Annotated in this window: 15 protein-coding genes; 13 read left to right on the top strand and 2 right to left on the bottom strand. The window is 70.6% G+C overall.

What is annotated here, in order from left to right; genetic code table 11:
- Window positions 1-21: 21 nt before the first annotated feature.
- Entirely contained in the window at window positions 22-1,131 is a 1,110-nt protein-coding gene (locus Q9G87_RS10790) for a LacI family DNA-binding transcriptional regulator (RefSeq protein WP_305916122.1), read from the top strand.
- Window positions 1,128-3,104, top strand: coding sequence for a beta-N-acetylhexosaminidase family protein (locus Q9G87_RS10785; RefSeq protein WP_305916121.1), 1,977 nt, complete (start codon window positions 1,128-1,130; stop codon window positions 3,102-3,104). Before Q9G87_RS10790 ends, Q9G87_RS10785 begins: the two co-directional genes overlap by 4 nt.
- On the opposite strand, the gene Q9G87_RS10780 is transcribed toward Q9G87_RS10785, so the two are convergent.
- Window positions 3,101-4,897, bottom strand: a complete 1,797-nt coding sequence (locus Q9G87_RS10780; RefSeq protein WP_305916120.1) for a glycoside hydrolase family 35 protein — start codon at window positions 4,895-4,897, stop codon at window positions 3,101-3,103. The two genes, Q9G87_RS10785 and Q9G87_RS10780, sit on opposite strands and share 4 nt — an antisense overlap.
- A gap of 90 nt (window positions 4,898-4,987) precedes the next feature.
- On the opposite strand from Q9G87_RS10780, the gene Q9G87_RS10775 reads away from it, so the two are divergent.
- From Q9G87_RS10775 to Q9G87_RS10725, 11 genes are all read left to right on the top strand, one after another.
- Window positions 4,988-6,004, top strand: a complete 1,017-nt coding sequence (locus tag Q9G87_RS10775; protein ID WP_305916119.1) for a LacI family DNA-binding transcriptional regulator — start codon at window positions 4,988-4,990, stop codon at window positions 6,002-6,004.
- Between the two features lie 136 nt (window positions 6,005-6,140).
- Window positions 6,141-7,472, top strand: a complete 1,332-nt coding sequence (locus tag Q9G87_RS10770; RefSeq protein ID WP_305916118.1) for a carbohydrate ABC transporter substrate-binding protein — start codon at window positions 6,141-6,143, stop codon at window positions 7,470-7,472.
- Window position 7,473: 1 nt separating this feature from the next.
- The gene (locus tag Q9G87_RS10765; protein ID WP_305916117.1) at window positions 7,474-8,391 is read left to right on the top strand and encodes a carbohydrate ABC transporter permease; all 918 of its coding nucleotides are present in this window, start codon (window positions 7,474-7,476) and stop codon (window positions 8,389-8,391) included.
- An 11-nt stretch (window positions 8,392-8,402) separates the two neighbouring features.
- Window positions 8,403-9,266 (top strand): carbohydrate ABC transporter permease, encoded by an 864-nt coding sequence (locus tag Q9G87_RS10760; protein ID WP_305916116.1) that lies wholly within the window; start codon window positions 8,403-8,405, stop codon window positions 9,264-9,266.
- Window positions 9,267-9,278: 12 nt separating this feature from the next.
- A complete protein-coding gene (locus Q9G87_RS10755; protein ID WP_305916115.1) occupies window positions 9,279-9,458 on the top strand; it encodes a DUF6903 family protein in 180 nt (59 codons plus the stop codon).
- Window positions 9,455-10,882: an alpha-L-fucosidase gene (locus Q9G87_RS10750; protein ID WP_305916114.1), complete on the top strand. Its 1,428-nt coding sequence runs from the start codon at window positions 9,455-9,457 to the stop codon at window positions 10,880-10,882. Before Q9G87_RS10755 ends, Q9G87_RS10750 begins: the two co-directional genes overlap by 4 nt.
- A 23-nt stretch (window positions 10,883-10,905) precedes the next feature.
- Window positions 10,906-11,985: a hypothetical protein gene (locus tag Q9G87_RS10745; protein ID WP_305916113.1), complete on the top strand. Its 1,080-nt coding sequence runs from the start codon at window positions 10,906-10,908 to the stop codon at window positions 11,983-11,985.
- Window positions 11,982-14,327, top strand: a complete 2,346-nt coding sequence (locus Q9G87_RS10740) for a discoidin domain-containing protein (protein ID WP_305916112.1) — start codon at window positions 11,982-11,984, stop codon at window positions 14,325-14,327. The genes Q9G87_RS10745 and Q9G87_RS10740 overlap by 4 nt, the downstream gene beginning before the upstream one ends.
- 282 nt (window positions 14,328-14,609) lie before the next feature.
- Window positions 14,610-16,019, top strand: a complete 1,410-nt coding sequence (locus Q9G87_RS10735; protein WP_305916111.1) for an APC family permease — start codon at window positions 14,610-14,612, stop codon at window positions 16,017-16,019.
- Window positions 16,020-16,163: 144 nt separating this feature from the next.
- A complete protein-coding gene (locus Q9G87_RS10730; RefSeq protein WP_305916110.1) occupies window positions 16,164-17,990 on the top strand; it encodes a S8 family peptidase in 1,827 nt (608 codons plus the stop codon).
- Window positions 17,987-18,250 carry a hypothetical protein gene (locus Q9G87_RS10725; protein WP_305916109.1) on the top strand — a complete coding sequence of 88 codons (264 nt, stop codon included), beginning with the start codon at window positions 17,987-17,989 and terminating at the stop codon, window positions 18,248-18,250. The genes Q9G87_RS10730 and Q9G87_RS10725 overlap by 4 nt, the downstream gene beginning before the upstream one ends.
- A 29-nt stretch (window positions 18,251-18,279) precedes the next feature.
- On the opposite strand, the gene Q9G87_RS10720 is transcribed toward Q9G87_RS10725, so the two are convergent.
- A complete protein-coding gene (locus tag Q9G87_RS10720; protein WP_305916108.1) occupies window positions 18,280-20,895 on the bottom strand; it encodes a DUF6493 family protein in 2,616 nt (871 codons plus the stop codon).
- Window positions 20,896-21,151 lie beyond the last annotated feature (256 nt).

Raw genomic sequence — 21,151 nt, 5'->3', positions numbered from 1 at the left:
CCAGACATCGATGGAGAAGCGATGCCGCAGAACGATGAGGTTCCGCCCCAGGACTCCGCCTCCGGCCCTCCCGAGTCCTCCGAGTCCGTGGCGGGCGCCTCGCCTGGCCGGTTGAGGAGCACCGACATCGCGCGGCTGGCGGGCGTCTCGGTGTCGGCGGTGTCACTGGCGTTCAACGCCCGCCCCGGCATCAGCGACGCGACGCGCAAGCGCATCCTCGACGTCGCCGAGGAGCTCAACTGGCGCCCGCACCGGGCCGCACGCGCGCTCAAAGGGGCCAGCAACGACGTCGTCGGCATCGTCATCGCACGCCCGGCCCGCACGCTGGGCGTCGAGCCGTTCTTCGCCCATGTCCTGTCCGGCCTGCAGTCCCGCCTGTCCAACGAGGCAATCGCCACGCAGATCCTCATCGTCGAGGACACCCAGGCGGAGGTGGCGGTCTACCGCCGCTGGGCCGCCGAGAACCGGGTCGACGGGCTCGTGCTCTTCGACCTCGCGGTCGACGACGTCCGGCCGCAGGTCATCGCCGACCTTCGCCTCCCCGCCGTCATTCTGGGAGGCCACGGAGGCCCCTTGCCGCTGTCCAGCGTCTGGGTCGACGACCACGCGGCGATGACCCGCATCCTGGGATACCTCGCCGCGCTCGGCCACCGGTCCATCGGCCACGTCAGCGGCGTCCCCGCCTACCAGCACACGCGACGCCGTCTCCAGGCCATCGCCGACGCGCACGCATCACTCGACCTCGACATCGTGAGCGTGGCGACCGACTACTCGGACACCCAGGGCGCATCGGCCACGCGCCAGCTGCTGGAGACGAGCCCCCGGTGCACGGCGATCATCTACGACAGCGACGTCATGGCGGCGGCAGGGCTGGGCGTCGCCACCGAGATGGGCGTACGGATCCCCGGCGAGGTCTCCATCGTGTCCTTCGACGACTCCATCCTCACCCAGCTCCCCCATCCCCCGATCACCGCCCTGACCCGCGACACGTACGCGCTCGGCACGCTCACCGCGACCGAACTGCTCCACGTGATAGCCGAGCGTCCGGAGCCCCGCGCAGTGCAGGCTCCCACTCCCGAGCTGGTGCTGCGCGGCAGCACCGCCCCTCCAGCCGAACGGAGAGTTCCGTGAGAAGACGCACCCCCGCCCTCTGTCTTGCGCTGGCCGCGACCCTGTGTGCCGGAGCGCTCCTGCCCGTCCCCGCGGCCTCTGCCGCTCCGGTTCCGAACGCCTCCTTACCCTCGGTGTCACCGTCTCCGCAGTCCCTGAACAGCGTCGGCGCCGCCGCGGTCGTCACCAGCCGGGTGCTCGTGGTCGCCGACGACCGGACCGACCCCGCCGCCCGCGACCGCCTGGTCCGCGAGCTCAAGGCGCATGGCGCCGCCCGGGTGGACATCGTCACCCCTGACAGGATCCCCGCAGCCGCGCCCGGCCTGCTCACGGTGCGCCTCGGCCCTGCGACCCGGCCGGACATCGCCCAGGAGCTCGGCGACACGGCCCTACCCGGCAAGAGCGAGGGATACGCGTTACGGGTCTCGGGCGGCAACCAGCGCCAGATCGCGCTCGGCGGCAAGGACGCCGCGGGTCAGTTCTATGCCGTGCAGACGCTGCGCCAGTTGTTCGTCCCATCCGGCGACGGCTGGAAGGTGGCGGGGGTCCAGGTCAGCGACTTCCCGTCCATGCCGCTGCGCGGCACCATCGAAGGCTTCTACGGTGCGCCGTGGACCCACGCAGAACGCCTCGACCAGATGGACTTCTACGGCGAGGTCAAGGCCAACACCTACATCTACGCTCCCAAGGACGATCCCTACCACCGCGACAAGTGGCGCGATCCCTACCCGGCGGACAAGCTCGCCGAACTGGGCGAGCTCGTGGCCCGGGCCAACGCGAACCACGTCCGCTTCACCTTCGCCCTGTCCCCCGGCGTGTCGATCTGCTACTCCGACCAGGCGGATCGCACCGTCCTCAAGCAGAAGCTGCAGGCGCTGTACGACCTGGGCGCCAGGGCCTTCTCCATCCCTCTGGACGACATCAGCTACACCCGCTGGAACTGCGCGGCCGACGAGAGCACCTACGGCGCGGCCGGACGCACCGCCGCCGCCAAGGCCCAGGTCGATCTGCTCAACGACGTGCAGCGGACCTTCATCGCCACCCACGAAGGCGCCCAGCCGCTGCAGATGGTGCCCACCGAGTACGGCGATCTGACCGACACCACGTACAAACAGACCATGCGGGCATCCCTCGACCCCGCGATCGAGGTGATGTGGACCGGCATCGAGACCGTGCCCCCGGAGATCACCAATGCGCAGGCCGCGAAGGCGGCGGAGCTGTTCGGGCGCAAGGTCTTCGTCTGGGACAACTACCCGGTCAACGACTACGGCGAGACCAGCGGCCGGCTGCTGCTGGCGCCCTACGACAAGCGGGAGAGCGGCCTATCCGCGCACCTGTCCGGCATCGTGGCCAACCCGATGAACCAGCCGTACGCGAGCAAGGTCGCGGTCTTCGGCACCGCGGACTTCACCTGGAACGACCAGGCGTACGACGCGAGGAAGAACTGGCCGCGGGCGATGGCGTATCTCGCCGGCGGCGACAAGACGGCCACCGAGGCCCTCCTGGTGTTCGCCGACCTGCAGCACCTGGCTCCGACCTTCGGCAGCACGCCCTGGCAGCCGCAGGCGCCCGAGCTGGCCGGCCGCACGGGCGCGTTCTGGCAGACGTGGGACGACGGGCGACGGGTCGACGCGATCACCGCGCTGCGCCCGTATGCGACGGCCATCGCCACCGCGCCGGCCACCATCCGCGGCGGATCGGTGCAGCAGGGCTTCACCGACGACGCCGCGTCCTGGCTGGACGCCACCGAGCTGTGGGGCACGGCGATGGTGTCCATGCTGGGCGCGCTGGAGGCCCGGCTGGCCGGAGACGAGGCCAAGAGCGGCGCGTTGCTCGCCGAGTCGCGCGAGCTGCAGCAGCAGGCCCGTGCCATCCGGGTCAGCCCGCCGCGTAACCGCTGGGGGGCGGCCCCGGTCAAGGTCGGTGACGGGGTGCTCGACGTCTTCCTGGCCGAGGCCGACGCCCGGCTCCAGCGGTGGGAGGTCGCGGGTTAGCCGAACTCCTCGACGTACTCCTCCGGAGGTCCCAGCTCGAGGACCGTCACGACGTTCTCGCCCGCGCGCAGCAGCGGCGCCGGGCAGTAGAGCGTGACCTGCGGCCCGATCTCCCAGTAGCGGCCGAGCAGGAACCCGTTGACCCACACGAATCCGCGGCTCGATCCCGGCAGGGCGAGGAAGGTGTCCGCGGGCGTGTCGACGTGCACCGTCGCAACGGCGAACCCGGCGTGCGTGGTCGCGGGACCGGCGGCGACCGCCCGGGCCAGCTCGCCGGCGGACCATTCCTGCAGCGCCATCGGCGTGCTGTCCCAGCCCTGCACGATGCGCCGGTCGACGAGGACGGGACCGAGCAGGCCCTTGTGCCGGCCGATGCCCGGCCCGTAGTTGATCCGACCGAGGCTCTCGACCAGGACCTCCAGGCAGACGACGTCGCCGGTTCCGCGTACCGGGAGTTCCGGGTCACCGGGGCCGGCGACGCCGAGGACGGCGCCGTCGACGCGCACCAAGGCCCGGTCGCGGACGTCGGTGAGGACGAGCCGGTGCTCTCCCGCCGGGATGCGCGAGCGCGCGGTGTGCAGGACCATTCCCGCGTCGAGCCCGAGCTTCTCGAACGAGGCCGGGCGCGGGCCGGTCGAGGTGGGCGCCGGCACGGCGCGCAGGCCGGTGAGCAGGTCGGCGCGATGGACGAGCGGGACGCGCGCCGGCGGCAGCGTCGGCATCCGCACGGGCATCCGTACGGGTCCGCGCGCGCCGAGCGCCTCCCGCACGGCGAAGAACTTGGCGGTGAGCGTGCCGTCCTCGGCGACCGGGGCGTCGGAGTCGTAGCTGCTCACCGTGGGCTGCAACCGGCCTTCGTGCTCGTTGGCGCCCGCCCAGAGCCCGAAGTTGGTCCCGCCGTGGGCCATGTAGATGCTCACGCTGCCGCCGTCGGCGATGATCCCTTCGAGGGCGCGGACGACGCTGTCCGCGCCGCGGACGTGGTGCCGCTCGCCCCAGTGGTCGAACCAGCCGTTCCAGAACTCGGCGACGACGAACGGCTCGTCCGGCCGCCGCGCCGCGAGGAGCCGCCGGGCGGCGTCAGGTTGGGAGCCCAGGGTGACGGCCGCCAGGGTCCCCGGCAGGGTGCCGCCGTCCAGCATCAGCTCCGTGGGGCCGTCGGCGGTGAACAGCAGTTCGCGGATGCCGCGCGCGATCAGGGCGTCGCGATTCCAGCGCAGGTAGGCATGGTCGTCGCCGAAGCTGCCGAACTCGTTCTCCACCTGCACCGCCACGACCGGTCCGCCCGCGGCGGCCTGGAGCGCGGCGATGCGCGGGATCAGCTCGTCGAACCAGCGGCCGACCGCGGAGGTGAACGCGGGATCGGAGCTGCGGATCGTGACGTCGCGGCCGGTGAGCCAGCTCGGCAGGCCGCCGTTCGACCACTCCGCGCAGATGTACGGTCCGGGCCGGACGACGACGTCGAGGCCCTCCTCCCCCACTATGCGGATGAACCGCTCGACGTCCCGCCAGCCGTCGAAGCACGGCGCCTCGTCCTCGCGGGGCTGGTGGAAGTTCCATGCCACATAGGTGTCGATGGTGTTGAGCCCGAGGTCGGCGAGCCGGCGGATCCGGTCCCGCCAGAGATCGGGGTGGACGCGGAAGTAGTGCAGCGCCCCGGACAGGATGCGATGGGGGACGCTATGCCGGAACAGCAGGCGCCCGCGCCAGGTGAGCGCGCTCGTGGCGGCCGGCGCATCGGTCGTGGTCGTCGTCGGGGCCGGCGAAGTGTCCGGCGCAGGCAGCTCGATCACCACGCGAGACTATGTTATCGATGCCATGTGTAACAAGGACGCTATGATTCGGCAGACGACAGGCGGCCCCGCCCGCGAGAGAGGAGCGCCATGACCAAGGCCACCGCGCGGCCCAGGAGGCAGCCGAGCATGGCGGACGTGGCCAGGACCGCCGGGGTGTCGGCGCAGACCGTCTCACGCGCGCTCCGCGACTCGCCGAACGTCAACCCGGAGACCAGGCAGCGCGTGCTGGCCGCCGTGGAGCAGCTCGGCTACCGCTTCAACAACGCCGCCCGGGTGCTGTCCTCCGGGCGCAGCCACACCATCGGGCTCGTGCTGCTGCAGTCCGGCGGCTACTACTCCCGCTCCGCGGTGACCGCCGGCGTCGAGGCGGCCGCGGGCGAGGCCGGATACGCGGTGAGCATCGCGACCATCGCCAGGCTCGACACCGGCATGATGGAGCGTTCCCTGTCCAAGCTCGCCGACCAGGGCGTGGACGGCATCGTCATCGCCGTGCCGCTCATCTCCGTCACGCAGAAGATGGAGGACATCACCCGGGACATCCCCACCGTCACGCTCGACGGCTCCCGCACCGCGAGCGCCCGGGTGCTCGGGATCGACCAGAAGGAGGCGGGCCGCATCGCCACCCGGCACCTGCTCGACCTCGGGCATCGCCAGGTGTGGCACGTCTCGGGACCGGATGAGTGGATCGAGGCGCGCCAGCGGCGCGAGGGCTGGCAGGAGTGCCTGGCCGCGGCCGGGATCCAGGCGCCGCCCCCGCTCGAGGGTGACTGGTCGCCCGACTCGGGATACCGGCAGGGGCAGGTCCTCGCGATGATCCCGGACGTGACCGCCGTCTTCGCCGCCAGCGACGAGATGGCCTTCGGGGTGATCCGCGCCCTGCGCGAGCGCGGCCGGTCGGTGCCCGGCGACGTGTCCATCGTGAGCGTCGACGACATCGCCCTGGCGGCCTACTGCCACCCGCCGCTGACCACTGTGCGGCAGGACTTCTACCACTCCGGCGCGGCCGCCGTCGCCCTGCTGCTGCGGGGAGCCGACGCCGGCGAGTCCCTCGTCACGGCGTCGCTGTCGATACGCGACTCCACGGCGCCGCCGCGTCGTCCCTGAGCCCTCGTGCCGGGCCGTTCACAAAGTGCCTCTTGCGCCTTCCATGTTATCGATGCCACTGTAACAACGTCCGGACCCGGACTCCGGTCCTCCACCCCCCAGGTGGGCAGCTGTCCACGGGAAGGATCCCAGAACCATGAGGAGATCACTCGTCCTGGCGAGCGCCGCCATCACGGTGCTCGGACTGCTCACCGGCTGCTCGGCCGGCGGAGACGGCTCGGGCTCCAGCACCCCCGGCAAGACGACTCTGAGCGTCGCCGCCCTCGAAGGCGGATACGGGCGGGACATGTACACCGAGGTCATCCAGGCGTACGAGGCCTCGCATCCCAACGTCGACGTACAGCTGCAGATCTCGAAGAGCATCGAGGACGAGATCACCCCGAACATGAAGGCCGGGCGGTTCCCGGACGTCGTGGTGCTCGGTCAGGGCCGCAAGGCCGCGCTCACCGAGACGCTCATCAAGGACAAGGCCCTCGAGGACCTCACGCCCCTGCTGAAGGCGAAGGTGCCCGGCGAGGACAAGACCGTCGGGGACAAGCTCATCCAGGGCATCGTCGGCAACCTCAACACCAACCCCTACGGCACGGACCAGACGTACCTGCTGCCGATGTACTACGCGCCGACCGGGCTGGTCTACAACAAGGGTCTGTTCGAGCAGAAGGGCTGGAAAGTCCCGGCCACCTGGGACGAGATGTTCGCACTCGGCGAGACGGCCAAGAAGGAGAAGATCGCGCTGTTCACGTACCCGACCGCCGGGTACCTCGACTCGTTCTTCTTCGCGCTGCTCGCCGACGTCGGCGGGGATCAGTTCTACACCGACGTCATGACGTACAAGCAGGGCGTCTGGAAGACGCCGCAGGCCCGGCAGGTTCTGGACCTCACCACCCGGCTGCTGAAGTACGCCGCGCCGACCACGGTCGGCTACGCCAACGAGCAGGACTTCACCAAGAACCAGCAGGCGATCCTCGACAACAAGGCGCTGTTCATGCCGAACGGCACCTGGGTCGTCGGCGAGATGAAGGACGCCCCGCGCGCCGACGGCTTCCAGTGGGGTCTGACGCCGTTGCCGGCGGTCACGGCGGGCGGCAAGCGCTACATCACCACGTCGGTGGAGTCGGTCTGGATCCCCAGCGCGGCCAAAAACAAGGACGCGGCGAAGGAGTTCGTCGGCTACCTCTACTCCGACGAGGCGGCGAAGATCTTCGCCAAGTCGGACGCCATCCAGCCGATCCAGGGCATCGTGAGCAGCCTGTCCGCGGAGAACGCCGAGTTCTACAAGGTCTACGAGGACCCGTCGGTCGCCGCGCTGGTCGGCGGGTTCGCCGGCACCGCGCCCGTCGCGGGCGTCGACATCAAGGCCACGCTCTTCGACACGGCCAACAGCATCATCAGCGGCGACAAGACCGAGGACCAGTGGCAGGCCGCGCTCAACGACGCCAGTGAGAAGCTGCGCCAGGCGGGGAGCTGACGTGCCCGGTGGCAGCCTGTCGAGCATCGGAGGGCGCCGGCGCGGCGACGGCCTCTTCGTGCTCGCCTGCCTCCTGCCCGCGCTCGTGCTCTTCGCGGTCTTCATGATCGTCCCGACCGTGAACGTGTTCCGGATGTCCTTCTACACCTGGAGCGGATTCTCCCCCGACATGCGTTTCGTGGGGCTCGGCAACTTCACCCGGCTCCTCGACGACGAGCAGTTCGTCCGCGCGTTCCAGAACACGGTCGCGCTTCTCGTCGTCGTGACCGTCGTGACGATGGGCGTGGGCCTGTTCCTCGCCGCGATCATGACCCGGCAGCGGCTGCGGGGGCGGCCCCTCTTCCGGTTCATCCTCTACGTCCCGAGCGTGCTGTCCGTGGTCGTCATCGCGGCGATCTTCTCCGCCATCCTGGACCAGGAGAACGGCCTGCTCAACGGCACCCTGCGGCTGCTCTCGCTGGATGGCCTGCGGCAGGTCTGGCTCGGCGACCAGCAGCTGGTGCTCTGGTCCGTCGCGTTCGCGATGGTCTGGCAGTCGCTCGGCTACTACATGGTCCTCTACATGTCCGGCATGGCGAGCATCCCGGAGGAGCTCTACGAGGCCTCCGCGCTCGACGGCGCGACCGCCCGGCGGCAGTTCTTCGCCATCACGCTGCCGCTCATCTGGCAGAACCTCCGCACGACGCTGACGTTCTTCGTCATGAGCGCGGTCAACCTCAGCTTCGTCCTGGTCCGCGCGATGACCGGCGGCGGGCCCGACGGCTCCTCGGAGGTCCTGCTGAGTTACATGTACAAGCAGGCGTACACGAACTCGTCGTACGGCTACGGCATGGCCATCGGCGTCGTCATCTTCGCGTTCTCGTTCCTCGTCTCGCTCCTGGTGAGCCGCGCGACGCGGCGCGAGCCCCTCCAGTTCTGAGGACGGCCACCATGACCACGATCAACTGGCGAAGGACACTGACCTACGTCCTCGTCACCGCGATCGCGCTCGCCATCGCCGTGCCGGTCGCCTGGGTGCTGGTCGCCTCGCTCAAACAGAAGAGCGAGTTCTTCGGCAGCCCCTGGGCGCTGCCGGAGGGCCTCCACCTCCAGAACTACGTCGACGCGTTCGTCACCGCCCGCATGGGCAAGTACTTCTTCACCTCGGTGCTCGTCACGCTGCTCGGGCTGGTGTTCGTCCTGGCCGTCTCCGTGCCGGCGGCCTATGTCATCGCCCGCTACGAGTTCCGCGGCCGCGCTCTCGTGGAGGTCGCGCTGCTGGCCGGGCTGTTCGTCAACGTCAACTACATCGTGGTGCCGATCTTCCTCATGCTCGTCGGCTGGGACCGGGCGCTCGTCGACGTGCTCCCCGGTGGTTTCTTCATCGACAACCCAGGGGTCCTCTCGCTCGTCTACGCGGCCACGTCGATCCCGTTCACCATCTATCTGCTCACCGCGTACTTCCGGTCGATACCGGCCGAATACGAGGAGGCCGCCGCCCTGGACGGGGCGTCCCGCCTGCGGATCATGACCAGGGTCATGCTGCCGATGGCGCGGCCTGCGCTCACCACCGTGATCCTGTTCAACTTCCTGGCCTACTGGAACGACTTCATCATCGCGCTCACCCTGCTCCCGGGCGAGGGCAAGACGCTGCAGGTGGGCCTGCTCAACCTGATGACCGCGCAGAAGGCGGCGGCCGACTACGGGCGGCTCTACGCCGGCATGGTCATCGTCATCGTCCCCGTCCTCATCTTCTACGCGCTCATCCAGCGCCGGCTGATCGAAGGCATGGCCTCCGGCGGTGTGAAGGGCTGAAGGAGTCTGGTCATGAAGGAATCGACGCGCAGCGTGCTGCTCGTCATCGCCCGCACGTTCGTCGTGGCCGGCTGCGTCGCCGTCGTCGTCAGCGCGCGGGCGACGACCGGGTGGGGCCATCTCGCGATCATGCTCGCCGCGCTGGGCGGACTGCTGGCCGTGCTGGCCTCGTACAACCGGAGGTTCCGGTGATCGCGGAGGTGTCGGCCGGGCGGGCACTGGCCGCGGTCCGGCCGAGCGAACGGCAGCTCGCGTGGCAGGCCATGGAGTTCTACGGGTTCATCCACTTCGGCATGAACACGATGACGGACCGGGAGTGGGGCGAGGGGCACGACGACCCGGCCGCCTTCGACCCGGCCGGACTCGACGCCGACCAGTGGATCAGGGCGCTCAAGAGCGCCGGGATGACCGGTGTGATCCTGACCTGCAAGCATCACGATGGGTTCTGCCTGTGGCCGAGCGGCGTCACGACGTACACGGTCGCCTCCTCGCCCTGGCGTGACGGCCAGGGCGACGTGGTCGCGGAGGTCGCCGACGCGGCCCGGCGGCACGGCCTGCGGTTCGGGATCTACCTGTCGCCGTGGGACCGCACCGAGGCGTCCTACGGCAGCGGGACCGCGTACGACGACTTCTACGTCGCCCAGCTCACCGAGCTGCTCACCCGGTACGGGCCGGTGTTCGCGGTGTGGCTGGACGGCGCGAACGGCGAGGGCCCGAACGGCAAGCGCCAGGTCTACGACTGGGAGCGGTACTACGCGGTGGTCCGCGAGCTGCAGCCGGACGCGGTCATCAGCGTGTGCGGGCCGGACGTCCGCTGGTGCGGCAACGAGGCCGGGGACACCCGCCCCGACGAGTGGAGCGTGGTGCCCCGGGCCCTCCAGGACGCCGAGCGGATCGCGGACCGCTCGCAGCAGGCGGACGACGGCGCCTTCGCCCGGCTCGTCCGCAGCGACGACCGCGACCTCGGCAGCCGCGCCGCCTTGGCGGGGCACGAGCATGACCTGGTCTGGTACCCGGCCGAGGTGAACACCTCGATCCGGCGCGGATGGTTCCATCACCCGGCCGAGGACGCCGCGGTCCGCTCCGCGGACGAGCTGTTCGCCATCTACCTGCGCGTCGTCGGCGGCAACTCCTGTTTCCTGCTCAACGTCCCGCCGGACCGTGACGGGCGGGTGCGGGGCACCGACGTGGCGGTGCTGGAGCAACTCGGGCGGCGCATCGCGGACTTCCAGGCGCGGCGGGTCGAGGCGGCCGCGACGGTGTCGTCCGGGCGCGCGGGCGATGTCGCGACCGCGTGGCCCGGCAGGGGGCGCGCGCCGTGGCGGCCGGACGACGCCGACCCCCTGCCCGGCGTACGGCTCGCGTTCGCACGGCCACGCCCGATCGAGGCGGTCGTCGTGGGCGAGGACATCACGCAGGGGCAGCGCATCGAGCACGTCGTCGTCCGGGGCCACCGCGACGGCCGGTGGACGACGCTCGCCGCGGCGAACGCCGTGGGCTACCAGCGCATCCTGACGTTCCCGCCGGCCGAGGTCGACGCCGTGCTGGTCGAGGTGTCCCAGGCCCGGGACACACCCGTCGTCGCCCGCGTGGCCGCGATCGAGGCGGCGTCGTGAAGGGCGCCGTGAGGGAGCGCGCCGTGCGGAAGGGCGCCGTGCGGAAGGGCGCCGTGCGGAAGGGCGCCGTGCGCAGGCCGGCGCGCCGGCGCCGGGCCGTCTTCCTGGTCGCCGGCGTGGTGACCGCCCTCGCCGCTCTGGTGGTCGCCGGCGTGATGCTCACCCACCGCTCCGGCGAGGTCGCCTCCATCGACGGGCACGCCGTGACCCGCGACGAGCTGCTCTTCCACATGCAGCGGCTCGCGCCCCAGGTCCAGAACGAGTTACGCATCCAGGGCGGGACCGCGTGGACCACGAAGGCCGGCGACCGGACCGCACTGCGGCGGCTCGCGGCCCGCGCACTCGACGAGATCCGGCGGGACAAGACCACGCTCGTCCTCGCGAAGGAGGAAGCCCTGATCGGCTCCGCCGACCACGCGGACTTCCTCGCCGAGCTGGCCGGCGAGAACGAGCGCCGTGCCAACGCCGTCGCCCGGGGCGAGGTCGTCTACGGCCTGGTGGAATTCTCGCCCGAGGAGTACTACTCGCACCGGCTCACCGAGCTCACGACCGCGCTGAAGCAGCGGCTCGGCAAGAAGGCGGGCGGCCCGCTCCGGGTCACCGACGCCGACGTCCGGCAGGCGTTCGACGCCGACCGGGACGCCTGGAGCGCCAACGCGACCACGTACACGTACGCGAAGCTCGTGGTGCCGGTGCCCGACGGCGCTCCCCAGGACTACGCGGCCGGCCTCCAGCGGCGGGTGGCCGCGGCGGACCGGCTGGCGGAGGTCGCGGATCGAGAGCCGGGCGCCGAGCTCACGACCGCCACGCACCGCGGCGGCGGCTCGGCCGTCCACGACCAGGACCTCATGGCGGTGCTCGGCAAGCTCGCCGCGGGCCAGATCTCCGCCCCCGTCCCGGGGACCGGCCAGATCACCTACTACGAACTCAACGGCAAGACCGTCGACGAGGACGCGGCGTTCGCCGAGTACTCCCGACGCATCCGGCAGTCGCTCATCGAGGAGAAGTTCGCCCAGTTCCTCCAGCGCCGAGTGGACAACAGCGACATCAAGGTCGACACGGCGGCGGTGGACGCCATCAACGCAGAGGATGTGCACCAGTGAAACCTGTCGGCACCGTACCCCCCGTCGCGCCGCCCCGCCGGCGCCCCGCGGCGCGGAGGCTGCGCATGGGCCTCGCCGCCCTGCTCGCCGCGCTTCTCGCGGGCTCGCTCGCGCCCGCCGCGCCCGCCGCCGCGGCCCCGGACCGCTCCCCCGCCGCCGCCCAGAAGGATCTGCCCGGCAACGCGCCGAACCCGGCAGGCGGCAGGGACTACTTCATCGACGCCACCAACGGCCGCGACAACGCTTCCGGCACCTCACCGAAGACCGCCTGGCGCAGCCTGGCCAAGGCGAACGCGACGACGTTCATGCCCGGCGACCGCATCCTGCTCAAGAGCGGCGCACAGTGGCACGACCAGCAGTTATGGCCGAAGGGCTCGGGCAGCGCGGGCAAGCCGATCACCATCTCGGCGTACGGCGACCCGGCCGCCCGCACGCCGTACATCGCGGCGAACGGCAAGGTGCCGAGCCCCTTCCGCGCCGACGGCACGAAGAACCCCGACACGGTCGGTCTGACCGGGGCCATCGTGCTGCGCAACCAGCAGTACTTCGAGATCAACAACGTCGAGCTGTCCAACGACGACGACTTCGCCACCGACATCACCACCGGGCGCCACGTCCGCGACGGCATCATGGTCTCCATCAACGCCGACCTCCTGCCGGCCGGCGCGGACAGCATCATGGACCATTTCCGCATCTCGAACGTGTACGTCCATGATCTCGACGGCCCGAGCAACTGGCAGCGGATCCACTACGGCGGCGTCAACTTCCAGGTCTTCGGCAGCCGCAACTACAAGGAGTACGCCACCGGCGGCTACTACTTCAAGGACGTCAGGATCGAGAACAACACCTTCATGAAGGTCGAGCTGCACGCCGTGCAGTTCGCGTTCAACTGGTTCGCCGCGGACGGTGCGGACTCCGGCCAGTACGACGAGAGCGGGAAGTTCCACGAGGGCTGGGAGCAGCTCTGGGTGCGTACCCGCGACCTGTACAGCCGTGACGTCTACATCGGCCACAACTACGCCGAAAGCGTCGGCCAGGGCGCGATCCAGCTGGCCAACACCAAGAACATGACGGTCGAGTACAACGAGGTCAACGGCTTCCTCGAACGGTATGGCTCGGTGTCCGTCGCGCTCTATCTGTGGGCGGGCGCCGACTCGGTGATGCAGTACAACGAGGTCTACGGCGGCCCGTACAACGAGTTCGACGGCACCCCGTGGGACCTGGAGTACACGAACTTTAACGTCACCTACCAGTTCAACTACTCGCACGACAATCCGGCGGGCTGGATGTCGTATATGGGCAACAGCTCCAACTCGGTCGCCCGCTACAACCTGAGCGTGAACGACAACGGCGTGCTGGTGAAGAACATGCTGTCGTCGAACTACTCGCCGACCTACTTCGTGAACAACACCTTCGTGTACGACGGCGCGGAGATGGACTACTTCCACGACGAGACGTTCCTGAGCAAGGTCTACTTCCTGAACAACATCTTCTACAACGCCTCCACGACGGAATCTACGCCGTGGTACCGCCGGACCGGCGCCCTGCGCCAAGCGGTGTTCTCGAACAACGACTTCTACGAGGCGAGCGGCACCCATTCCAGCCAGGAACCGGCTGACCGGGCCGGGCTGCGGGTCGACCCGAAGTTCGTGGGCGACCCGGCGAAATACGTCACCGGGGCGGGCGTGGACCGGATCCGGACGGCCGCGGCGCACTTCAGGCTGCGCGGCGACTCGCCGCTCATCGACGCCGGCCGGTACAACCCGCACCTGGGCACCGAGGACTTCCTCGGCACGCACCTCTACTACGGCAAGGCACCGGACCTGGGCATCGCGGAGAGCTGGATCGGTGAGAAGGTCGCCAACCCGGTGGACGACGATCCCATCGAGGACGATACGGACGACCGGGTCAACCTCGCGCTCGGCAAACCGGTCACCGCGAGCTCGACGCACCCGGGCGCGAACGGCACGCTCACCGCTGACAAGCTGACCGACGGCGACCCGGCGACCCGCTGGGCGGCGGCCGACGACGCGACCTACCCGATCACGCTCGACATCGACTTCGGCGCGGACACGACCTTCGACGAGGTGTACCTCGACGAATACACCGACTCAGGCACCAACCCGCGGGTCCAGACATTCGACCTGCAACGATGGGACGCCGGGACCGGCGCCTGGGTGACCTTCGCGAGCCGTGCCGACGGCATCGGACACGACCTGACGGTGACCGGCTTCGGCAACGTCACGACCTCCCGGCTCCGGGTGGCGCTCACCGGGCAGAAACCGACCGAGGTGTACACCCCGACACTGACCGAGATCGCCGTCTACCGCACCGACGCATAGGCCATGAACGCTCGGCGGGAATCCAGCTCATCCGCCCCAAAGGCGTCAGGTGTCAGCGCAGCGTGACGTTGTGTTCACAGATGACTGCACGGACCGTAGAGTGTCAGAATGGCAGTCGAGATCACGTGGCCGACCTGGCGCGCGGGCGCCGGTCGGCCGCAGATGGCGCAGCGAAACAACCCTGATCCGCGCCAGCGGGGGCCTGGCTCGGTTGTGCGGCACTCCTGAACCGGCCCATGCCCATCCAGCCCCACGGCTGATGCACGACAAGGAGCACCCCCTATGTCTCAGGTCAGTCCCCCCAGTCCTGCCGAGGCTGACAGCAGCGGCCAGCCCAGCCTGAAGCGGGTGATGGGCCCCGGCCTGTTGCTGCTGTTCATCGTCGGCGACATTCTCGGCACCGGGATCTACGCGCTGACCGGCCAGGTCGCCGGCGAGGTGGGCGGCGCCGCCTGGCTGCCCTTCGCGATCGCCTTCATCGTCGCGCTGATCACGGCGTGCTCCTACCTGGAGCTGGTCACGAAATATCCGCAGGCCGCGGGAGCCGCCCTGTACGTGCATAAGGCCTTCGGCAAGCACGCGCTGACCTTCATGGTGTGCTTCGCCGTGATGTGTTCGGGCATCACCTCGGCGTCAGCCGCCTCGCGGGCCTTCGCGGCCAACCTGGTCGCGGGTTTCGGTCTGGACGTCGGCAACGGCGTCATCCTGCTGATCGCCCTGTGTTTCATGCTCCTGGTGCTGGCCGTCAACCTCCGAGGCGTCGCCGAGAGCGTCAAGACGAACATCGTGCTCACCGCGGTCGAGCTCTCGGGCCTGCTGCTCGTCATCCTGATCAGCCTCTACTTCATCGCGGGCGGCAACGCCGACTTCTCCCGCGTCGTCGCCTTCGAGACCCCTGCCGACAAGAGCGTGTTCCTGGCGGTCAGCGCCGCGACGTCGCTGGCCTTCTTCGCCATGGTGGGTTTCGAGGACTCGGTCAACATGGCGGAGGAGACCAAGGATCCGGCGCGGATCTTTCCCCGGATGATGTTCACCGGGATCGGGATCACCGGGGTGATCTACATCCTCGTGTCCATCTGCGCCGTCGCCGTGGTCCCCGTCGGCCGGCTCGCCGAAAGCGAGACCCCGCTGTCGACGGTGGTGCAGACCGCGGCCCCCGGCTTCCCGATCTCCGACCTGTTGCCGTTCATCTCGATGTTCGCCGTGGCCAACTCCGCACTGATCAATATGCTGATGGCCAGCCGGCTCCTGTACGGGATGGGCAAGCAGGGCGTGCTGCCGTCCTTCCTGGCGAAGGTGCACCTCTCCCGGCGCACGCCCTACGCGGCGATCCTGTTCACGACCGCCATCGCCCTCGGGCTCATCACTTTCGTCTCGCTGGACCCCGACAGCCCCGTCGTGGCGTTGCTGGGCGGGACGACGTCGCTGCTCCTGCTCGCGGTCTTCGCCCTCGTCAATGTGTCCGTTCTCGTGCTGCGCAGGGACGAGACGACGGCGGAGCACTTCAACGCGGGCCGCGTCCTCCCCGTGGTGGGCACGATCACGTGCCTCTACCTGGTCCTTCCCTGGTCCTCCGGGCGTCCGGCCGGCCAATACCAAATCGCGGGCGTGCTGCTGGCGATCGGCGTGATCCTCTGGGTGATGACCTGGTTGTCCCACAGGAAGCAAGCAGGCATGACCGGCCGGGACTGAGATCGTCGGGCCGGCGCCCCGGCCGCACGCCTCGGTCTGTCGCAGCGTCTCGCGGTTGAGTAGGGGGGTGCTCATGCGCGCCTCGCGGTTTCGGCGCACTCTGCCTCTTGCAGGAGCGCACGACCACGAGGACAGGGGGGCACGATGCATCTCGCACGCACCAGCATCTATCCGCACATGGACCCGCGGCTGCAGTGGGCGCTGAGCCGCTATCAGGATGGCATGCTGACCATGGCCACCAACACCAGCAGCGAGACGGAGGTAGCCGTCCTCGCCCTCGTCGAAGATGCCGACGCCTTCGCCGCCCGCGACGACGTACGGCTCGGCGCCGTGATCGGCGAGGTCGACGGGCATCGGCTGGTGACCGCGCGGGTCCCGTTCACCGGCATCGAGCCGATCCGCCGGTCGGCGGGCGTGCGCAGCCTGAAGCTGGCGCAGGCGATGATGCCGATGCTCCAGGCCACCGTCCAGGATCTCAAGGCCGCGCCGGCCGCCTGGCCACCCGGGGCGTTGACCGCCGGCGGCGCCGGCGTCGTGGTCGGGGTGGTGGACTACGGCCTGGACTTCGCGCACCGCAACTTCCTCCGGCCGGACGGATCGACCCGCGTCGCCGCGCTGTGGGACCAGACCGCCGCATCCGGCCCGGACAGCCCGTTCGGGTACGGCAAGCGCCACAGCTCCAGGGACATCGACCTGGCGCTGGCTGCCGAGGATCCCTACCGCGCCCTCGGCTACGACCCCGGCGAGAACCCGCCCACCCTCTCCCCGGGCAGGCACGGCACCCACGTGGCGGACATCGCCGCCGGCAACGGCGGCGGCTCCGGGACGCCGGGGGTCGCGCCGGAGTCCGCCATCGCGTTCGTTCAGATCTCCCACTCCGACATCACCTGGCAGGGGCCGGGCGTGGTGGAGGATTTCCTCGGCGACTCGGTGCACATGCTGGAGGCGGTGCGATTCCTGTTCGACGAGGCGGCCGAGCGGCCGTGCGCGATCAACATCAGCATCGGCACGAACGGTGGGCCGCACGACGGCTCCAGCCTGGTGGAGAGGGGCCTGGACGCGATGTTGTCCGAGCGTCCCAACCGGATGGTCGTGCTGTCGGCCGGCAACTCCTTCAACGACGGCGTCCACGCCGCCGGCGCTGTCGCCGCGGGCGGGACGTCCGACCTGCGCTGGGTGATCCCCGAGGTGTCCCCGTCGTCGCCCGAGTGGCACGGGGAGCTGGAGATCTGGTACTCCGGCCGCGACCGCTTCACCGCCGAACTGATCGATCCCTCCGGGAAGAGCCTCGGCTCGGTGCCGCTCGGTTCCAACGGCAGGCTCGTGGCCGACGACGGCACCACTACTCTGCTGTTCGTGAGCCACCGCAGGGCAGACCCGCTCAACGGCGACAACGTGGTGGACGTCTTCCTGGAGCGGCACGCCGCTCCGGGCGCCTGGACCATCCGGCTGCACGGTGAGCAGGTGGACGACGGCGGCTACCACGCCTGGATCGAGCGGAACAACGTCGTGCAGACGACGTTCGCCGAGCCGCGCGACAACAGCCACACCCTGGGCTCCATCGCCTGCGGACGGCTTGCCCTGGCGGTCGGCTCCTACGACGCGCACACCCAGGGCAGCCCGCTGTCCGGCTTCTCGGCGTCGGGGCCGACCCGCGACGGCAGGCAGCGGCCGGAACTCAGCGCCCCCGGGCACAAGGTCGTCGCGGCCCGCTCCAAGACCGGCACCGGCGTCATCGCCAAGTCGGGCACCAGCATGGCGGCTCCCGCTGTCACGGGTCTGACGGCGCTGGTCCTGGCCGAAGCCGACGCCCGCGGCGTCGAACTGGACATCGAGACGCTGCGGCGGATCGTCATCCTGGCGGCCCGTACCGACCCGCCTCCCGCCGAAGGGTGGCACGCCCGCTACGGGCACGGCCGGGCCGAGGTGGCCGAGGCGCTCAGGGCTGTGCAGAAGCTGGCGCAAGGATGATCCCTGCCGGTGGCCAGGACCCGGGCGCGTACCGCAAGGCGCGCGTCCGGGCCTGGCTGCTGGGCGACGAGCGCTGGGCACGCGACCATCCGGCGACCGGCGTGGTGGAGGTGTCGCAGCCGGGATACCGGCCACCCGGCGTCGAGGTACGCGCGGCGCTCACCGACACGCTGCTGACCGCCGCCGTCCGGCCTTCGGCACTGGCGGACCTGGACCGCGACCCGCTCGTGGTCTCGGTTGAGCTGACCGGCTGGCAGTAGCGGCCGGCGACGCCGGCACCGGTGAGCCGTCACTGGGAGATGGCCTCGTACAGGCGTCTCGCCTCGTACAGCACGAGGCTCGACCCCTTGCGCGCGGCCATCTCGGCCAGCCCGAAGATCTCGCCTTGCGCGCCCGCGAGCACAGCCGCCCGCGCGGCGACGCCCAGCAGCTCGCCCAGCCCGGCGCGCGACCGTTCGCCCGGGCCGGGCAGCAGGAGGGGGAGGGCCACGGCGAGCGTCCGCCACACCTCGGCGTACGCGCCGGCCGCCGTCAGATCGGCGAGTGGGGCGGAGATCCTCTTGAGCACGACGAACTCGTGCCGGATTAGCTCCGCGATGGCCCACCCGAGGTCGGCGGCGGGGAACTGCCCGCGTGCGGCCAGCGTGAGCGCCGCGCCGGCCGCCTCCGCCCGCTGCGCGTCCCGCCGATGCCCCAGCCCGCCCGCGATCGCGACCGCCGTGGCCGCCCCCGCAGGGCCCTCGCCATGGGCCAGAGCCGCCAGGGCCTCCATCCTGACGTCGTTGGAGCCGGACAGCCAGGGCCTGCAGCGCACGAGCCAGGCGGCCACGATCTCGCGGTGCGAGGGCATGATCATCGGCCACCACAAGGCGTCGCGCGGGGAGGAGAGATACGTGCTCGGGGGCTCGGCCACCCACAGCTTCTCCAGCCAGGCGGGCAGGCCAGCGGTCGGCACGACCTTGGAGCGCAGCTGCTGGGACCAACTGCGGGGGGCGTAGTAGTTCGGCCTCTCCTCCTTATGCAGCTCCCAGTCCACAGCGGGGTCGGGCCACCCGCCGTCACGCAACCACGCGGCCAGCGCCCGGCCCGCCTGTGAAGGCAGCTTCTCCGCCCGTACGAGCAGCTCGGGGTCGATGTGCCGGGGCAGCCGCAGCAGCGCCTGGTCGAAGTCGGCCGCAAGCGGCTCGCTCTCCCCCAGCCGCTCCATCCGCCCCACCAAGGTCGCGGCGTCGACGTGGCCGGTGGCCGCGGTCGGCGTGGCGAGCAGCGCGGGAATCGTCTCCCCACGTTCGAAGAGCGCGATCACCTCCTCCAAGCGGCGCCGGACAAACCGCTGGGGCGGCCACTCGCTGAAGATGTGGTACGCGTTCGTCTCGGCCAGCGACGTGCTCACCTGCCGGCTCTGCTCGGGCGCCACGACCGCCAGCGCGCAGCGGGCCAGCAGGGTGTGGACGCCGCTGTCGTGGCCGTCACGGTCGAACACGTACATGTTGGGGTCGCCCGGCTGCGGCCGGCTCTCCTCCCACCACGGCCGCAGCGCCGCCGCCATGCCGTCGCGATCGCAGTGGGTCAGCTCGACAAGCCCGGCCAGGACGCGCTCGCACTGCTGCGGCTCCTCCGACCAGCCCAACGCCCGCAGCTCCGCGACCAGCTCGGCCGGCGAGGCGACCGGCTGCGCGAGGGCGGGCAGCGCGGGCGCGTGCAGGACGGCGGCGACCGGCTGCTCCGGCTCCACCCCCGTGATCACGCCGTAGGCGGCGGCCACGCGCTCCCGCAGATCGGCGGGCAGCCGGGCCGCGGCCTCGCGGATCGCCTCCCGGCCGGTGTCGTCCGCGTGCGGGGCCAATTTGACCGCCAGCCGCACCGCGCGTGCCCGCAGGGCGGGGGTGTCCACGTCGAACACGGTGGCCAGCGCGGGCACCGCGCCGCCGCTCCGTGGCGCGGGTGTCTGCGCCAGCCACTGCACGGCGGCCTGGAGGAGCTTCTTCTCCAGCCGGTACGCCAGCGACCCCACGGCCTCGGCGAACAGCTCGTCGTCCAGCAACCCCGCGGTCTCGGCCCGCTGCAGCTCTTCCAGCGCGAGCTCCGCCAGCGGCGGGGCGGCCGCCGGCAGCAGGCGGACGAAGTCGAGGACCGGGATCTCCTCCGGCTCCGGCCGCAGCAGCCGCCAGAGCCGTATGAACGGGGCGATCTCCTCGGCCGGGCCGCCGGTCAGGAACCGGCCGGCGCAGCCGTCGATCAGCGTCCCGCGGGGCACTCGGCCCTCATCGGCCAGCACGGCCAACTCGCCGGCAATGCTCAGGAGCGGCTCGGCCACACCCAGCACCTGGAACAGGCGCGGCAGCAGGGGACCGAGCAGCGGATCGTCGTCGATGCCAGGGCCGCGCCCGCGCCGCCGCAGGGCCAGCCGCCAGACCCACCCGACGACGAAGGCGTCGCCGTCCGGGAGCTCGAGGCCCGTCTCGGACACCAGTGCGGCGGCCAGGTCCCAGCCGGGCAGGCCTTCCATGCGCCGCCACGTCCTGCCGGTCGGCGGCCTCAGCCGGTCCACCAACCGGACGGCAAGGTCACGGCGCCACTCCACGGGGCGGCGCCGCAGCAGGGACACGATGCGGCCGGCGTCCTGCTCCGGGTCGCGCACCAGGCGCAGCTCCCTGCGGTTGAGCCAGGCCGCCACCTGCTGAGCCCCGGTGAAGCAGGCCGCCCCCGCGAGCCGGTATCCGGGCGCCAGGCCCTCGATCTCCCGGCGGGCTACGAACCCGCCGCGCAGCTCCTCGGTCAGGTGGCCCGGGAGCTGCATGGCGACCGCCCGCCGGCCCAGGTCGCTCAGCCCGTCCAGGAACTTCGCCAGGTCCTCGTCGTCGCCCGCCTCGATGCGGTCGAGGACCTCCAGCCAGGGATTCATGCGGGCACCTCGTTCCACCAGGCGCCGCGGGTTCGGCCCGCCCGCCGTAAACAAGCGATCATGGCCCGGACCCTAACGGCAGCCTCCGACAATCCGCCCCCGCACCCGAATGGGCTCGATGATGGTGCCAAACCTGGCATGTTTCGGAGTCTCAACGAAACTTTCACACGCCCCATTCATGAGGAAGAGCCACCATGCAGGCGGAACGCACCCCTAAGATCTTCACTGGCTGGCATAGGCCGTTGACAACTCGATG

Source organism: Nonomuraea turcica (assembly GCF_030718205.1).
Classification (GTDB): domain Bacteria; phylum Actinomycetota; class Actinomycetes; order Streptosporangiales; family Streptosporangiaceae; genus Nonomuraea.
Note: the sequence above shows the minus strand (reverse complement) of the source record. Positions and strands in the feature narration are given on the sequence as shown.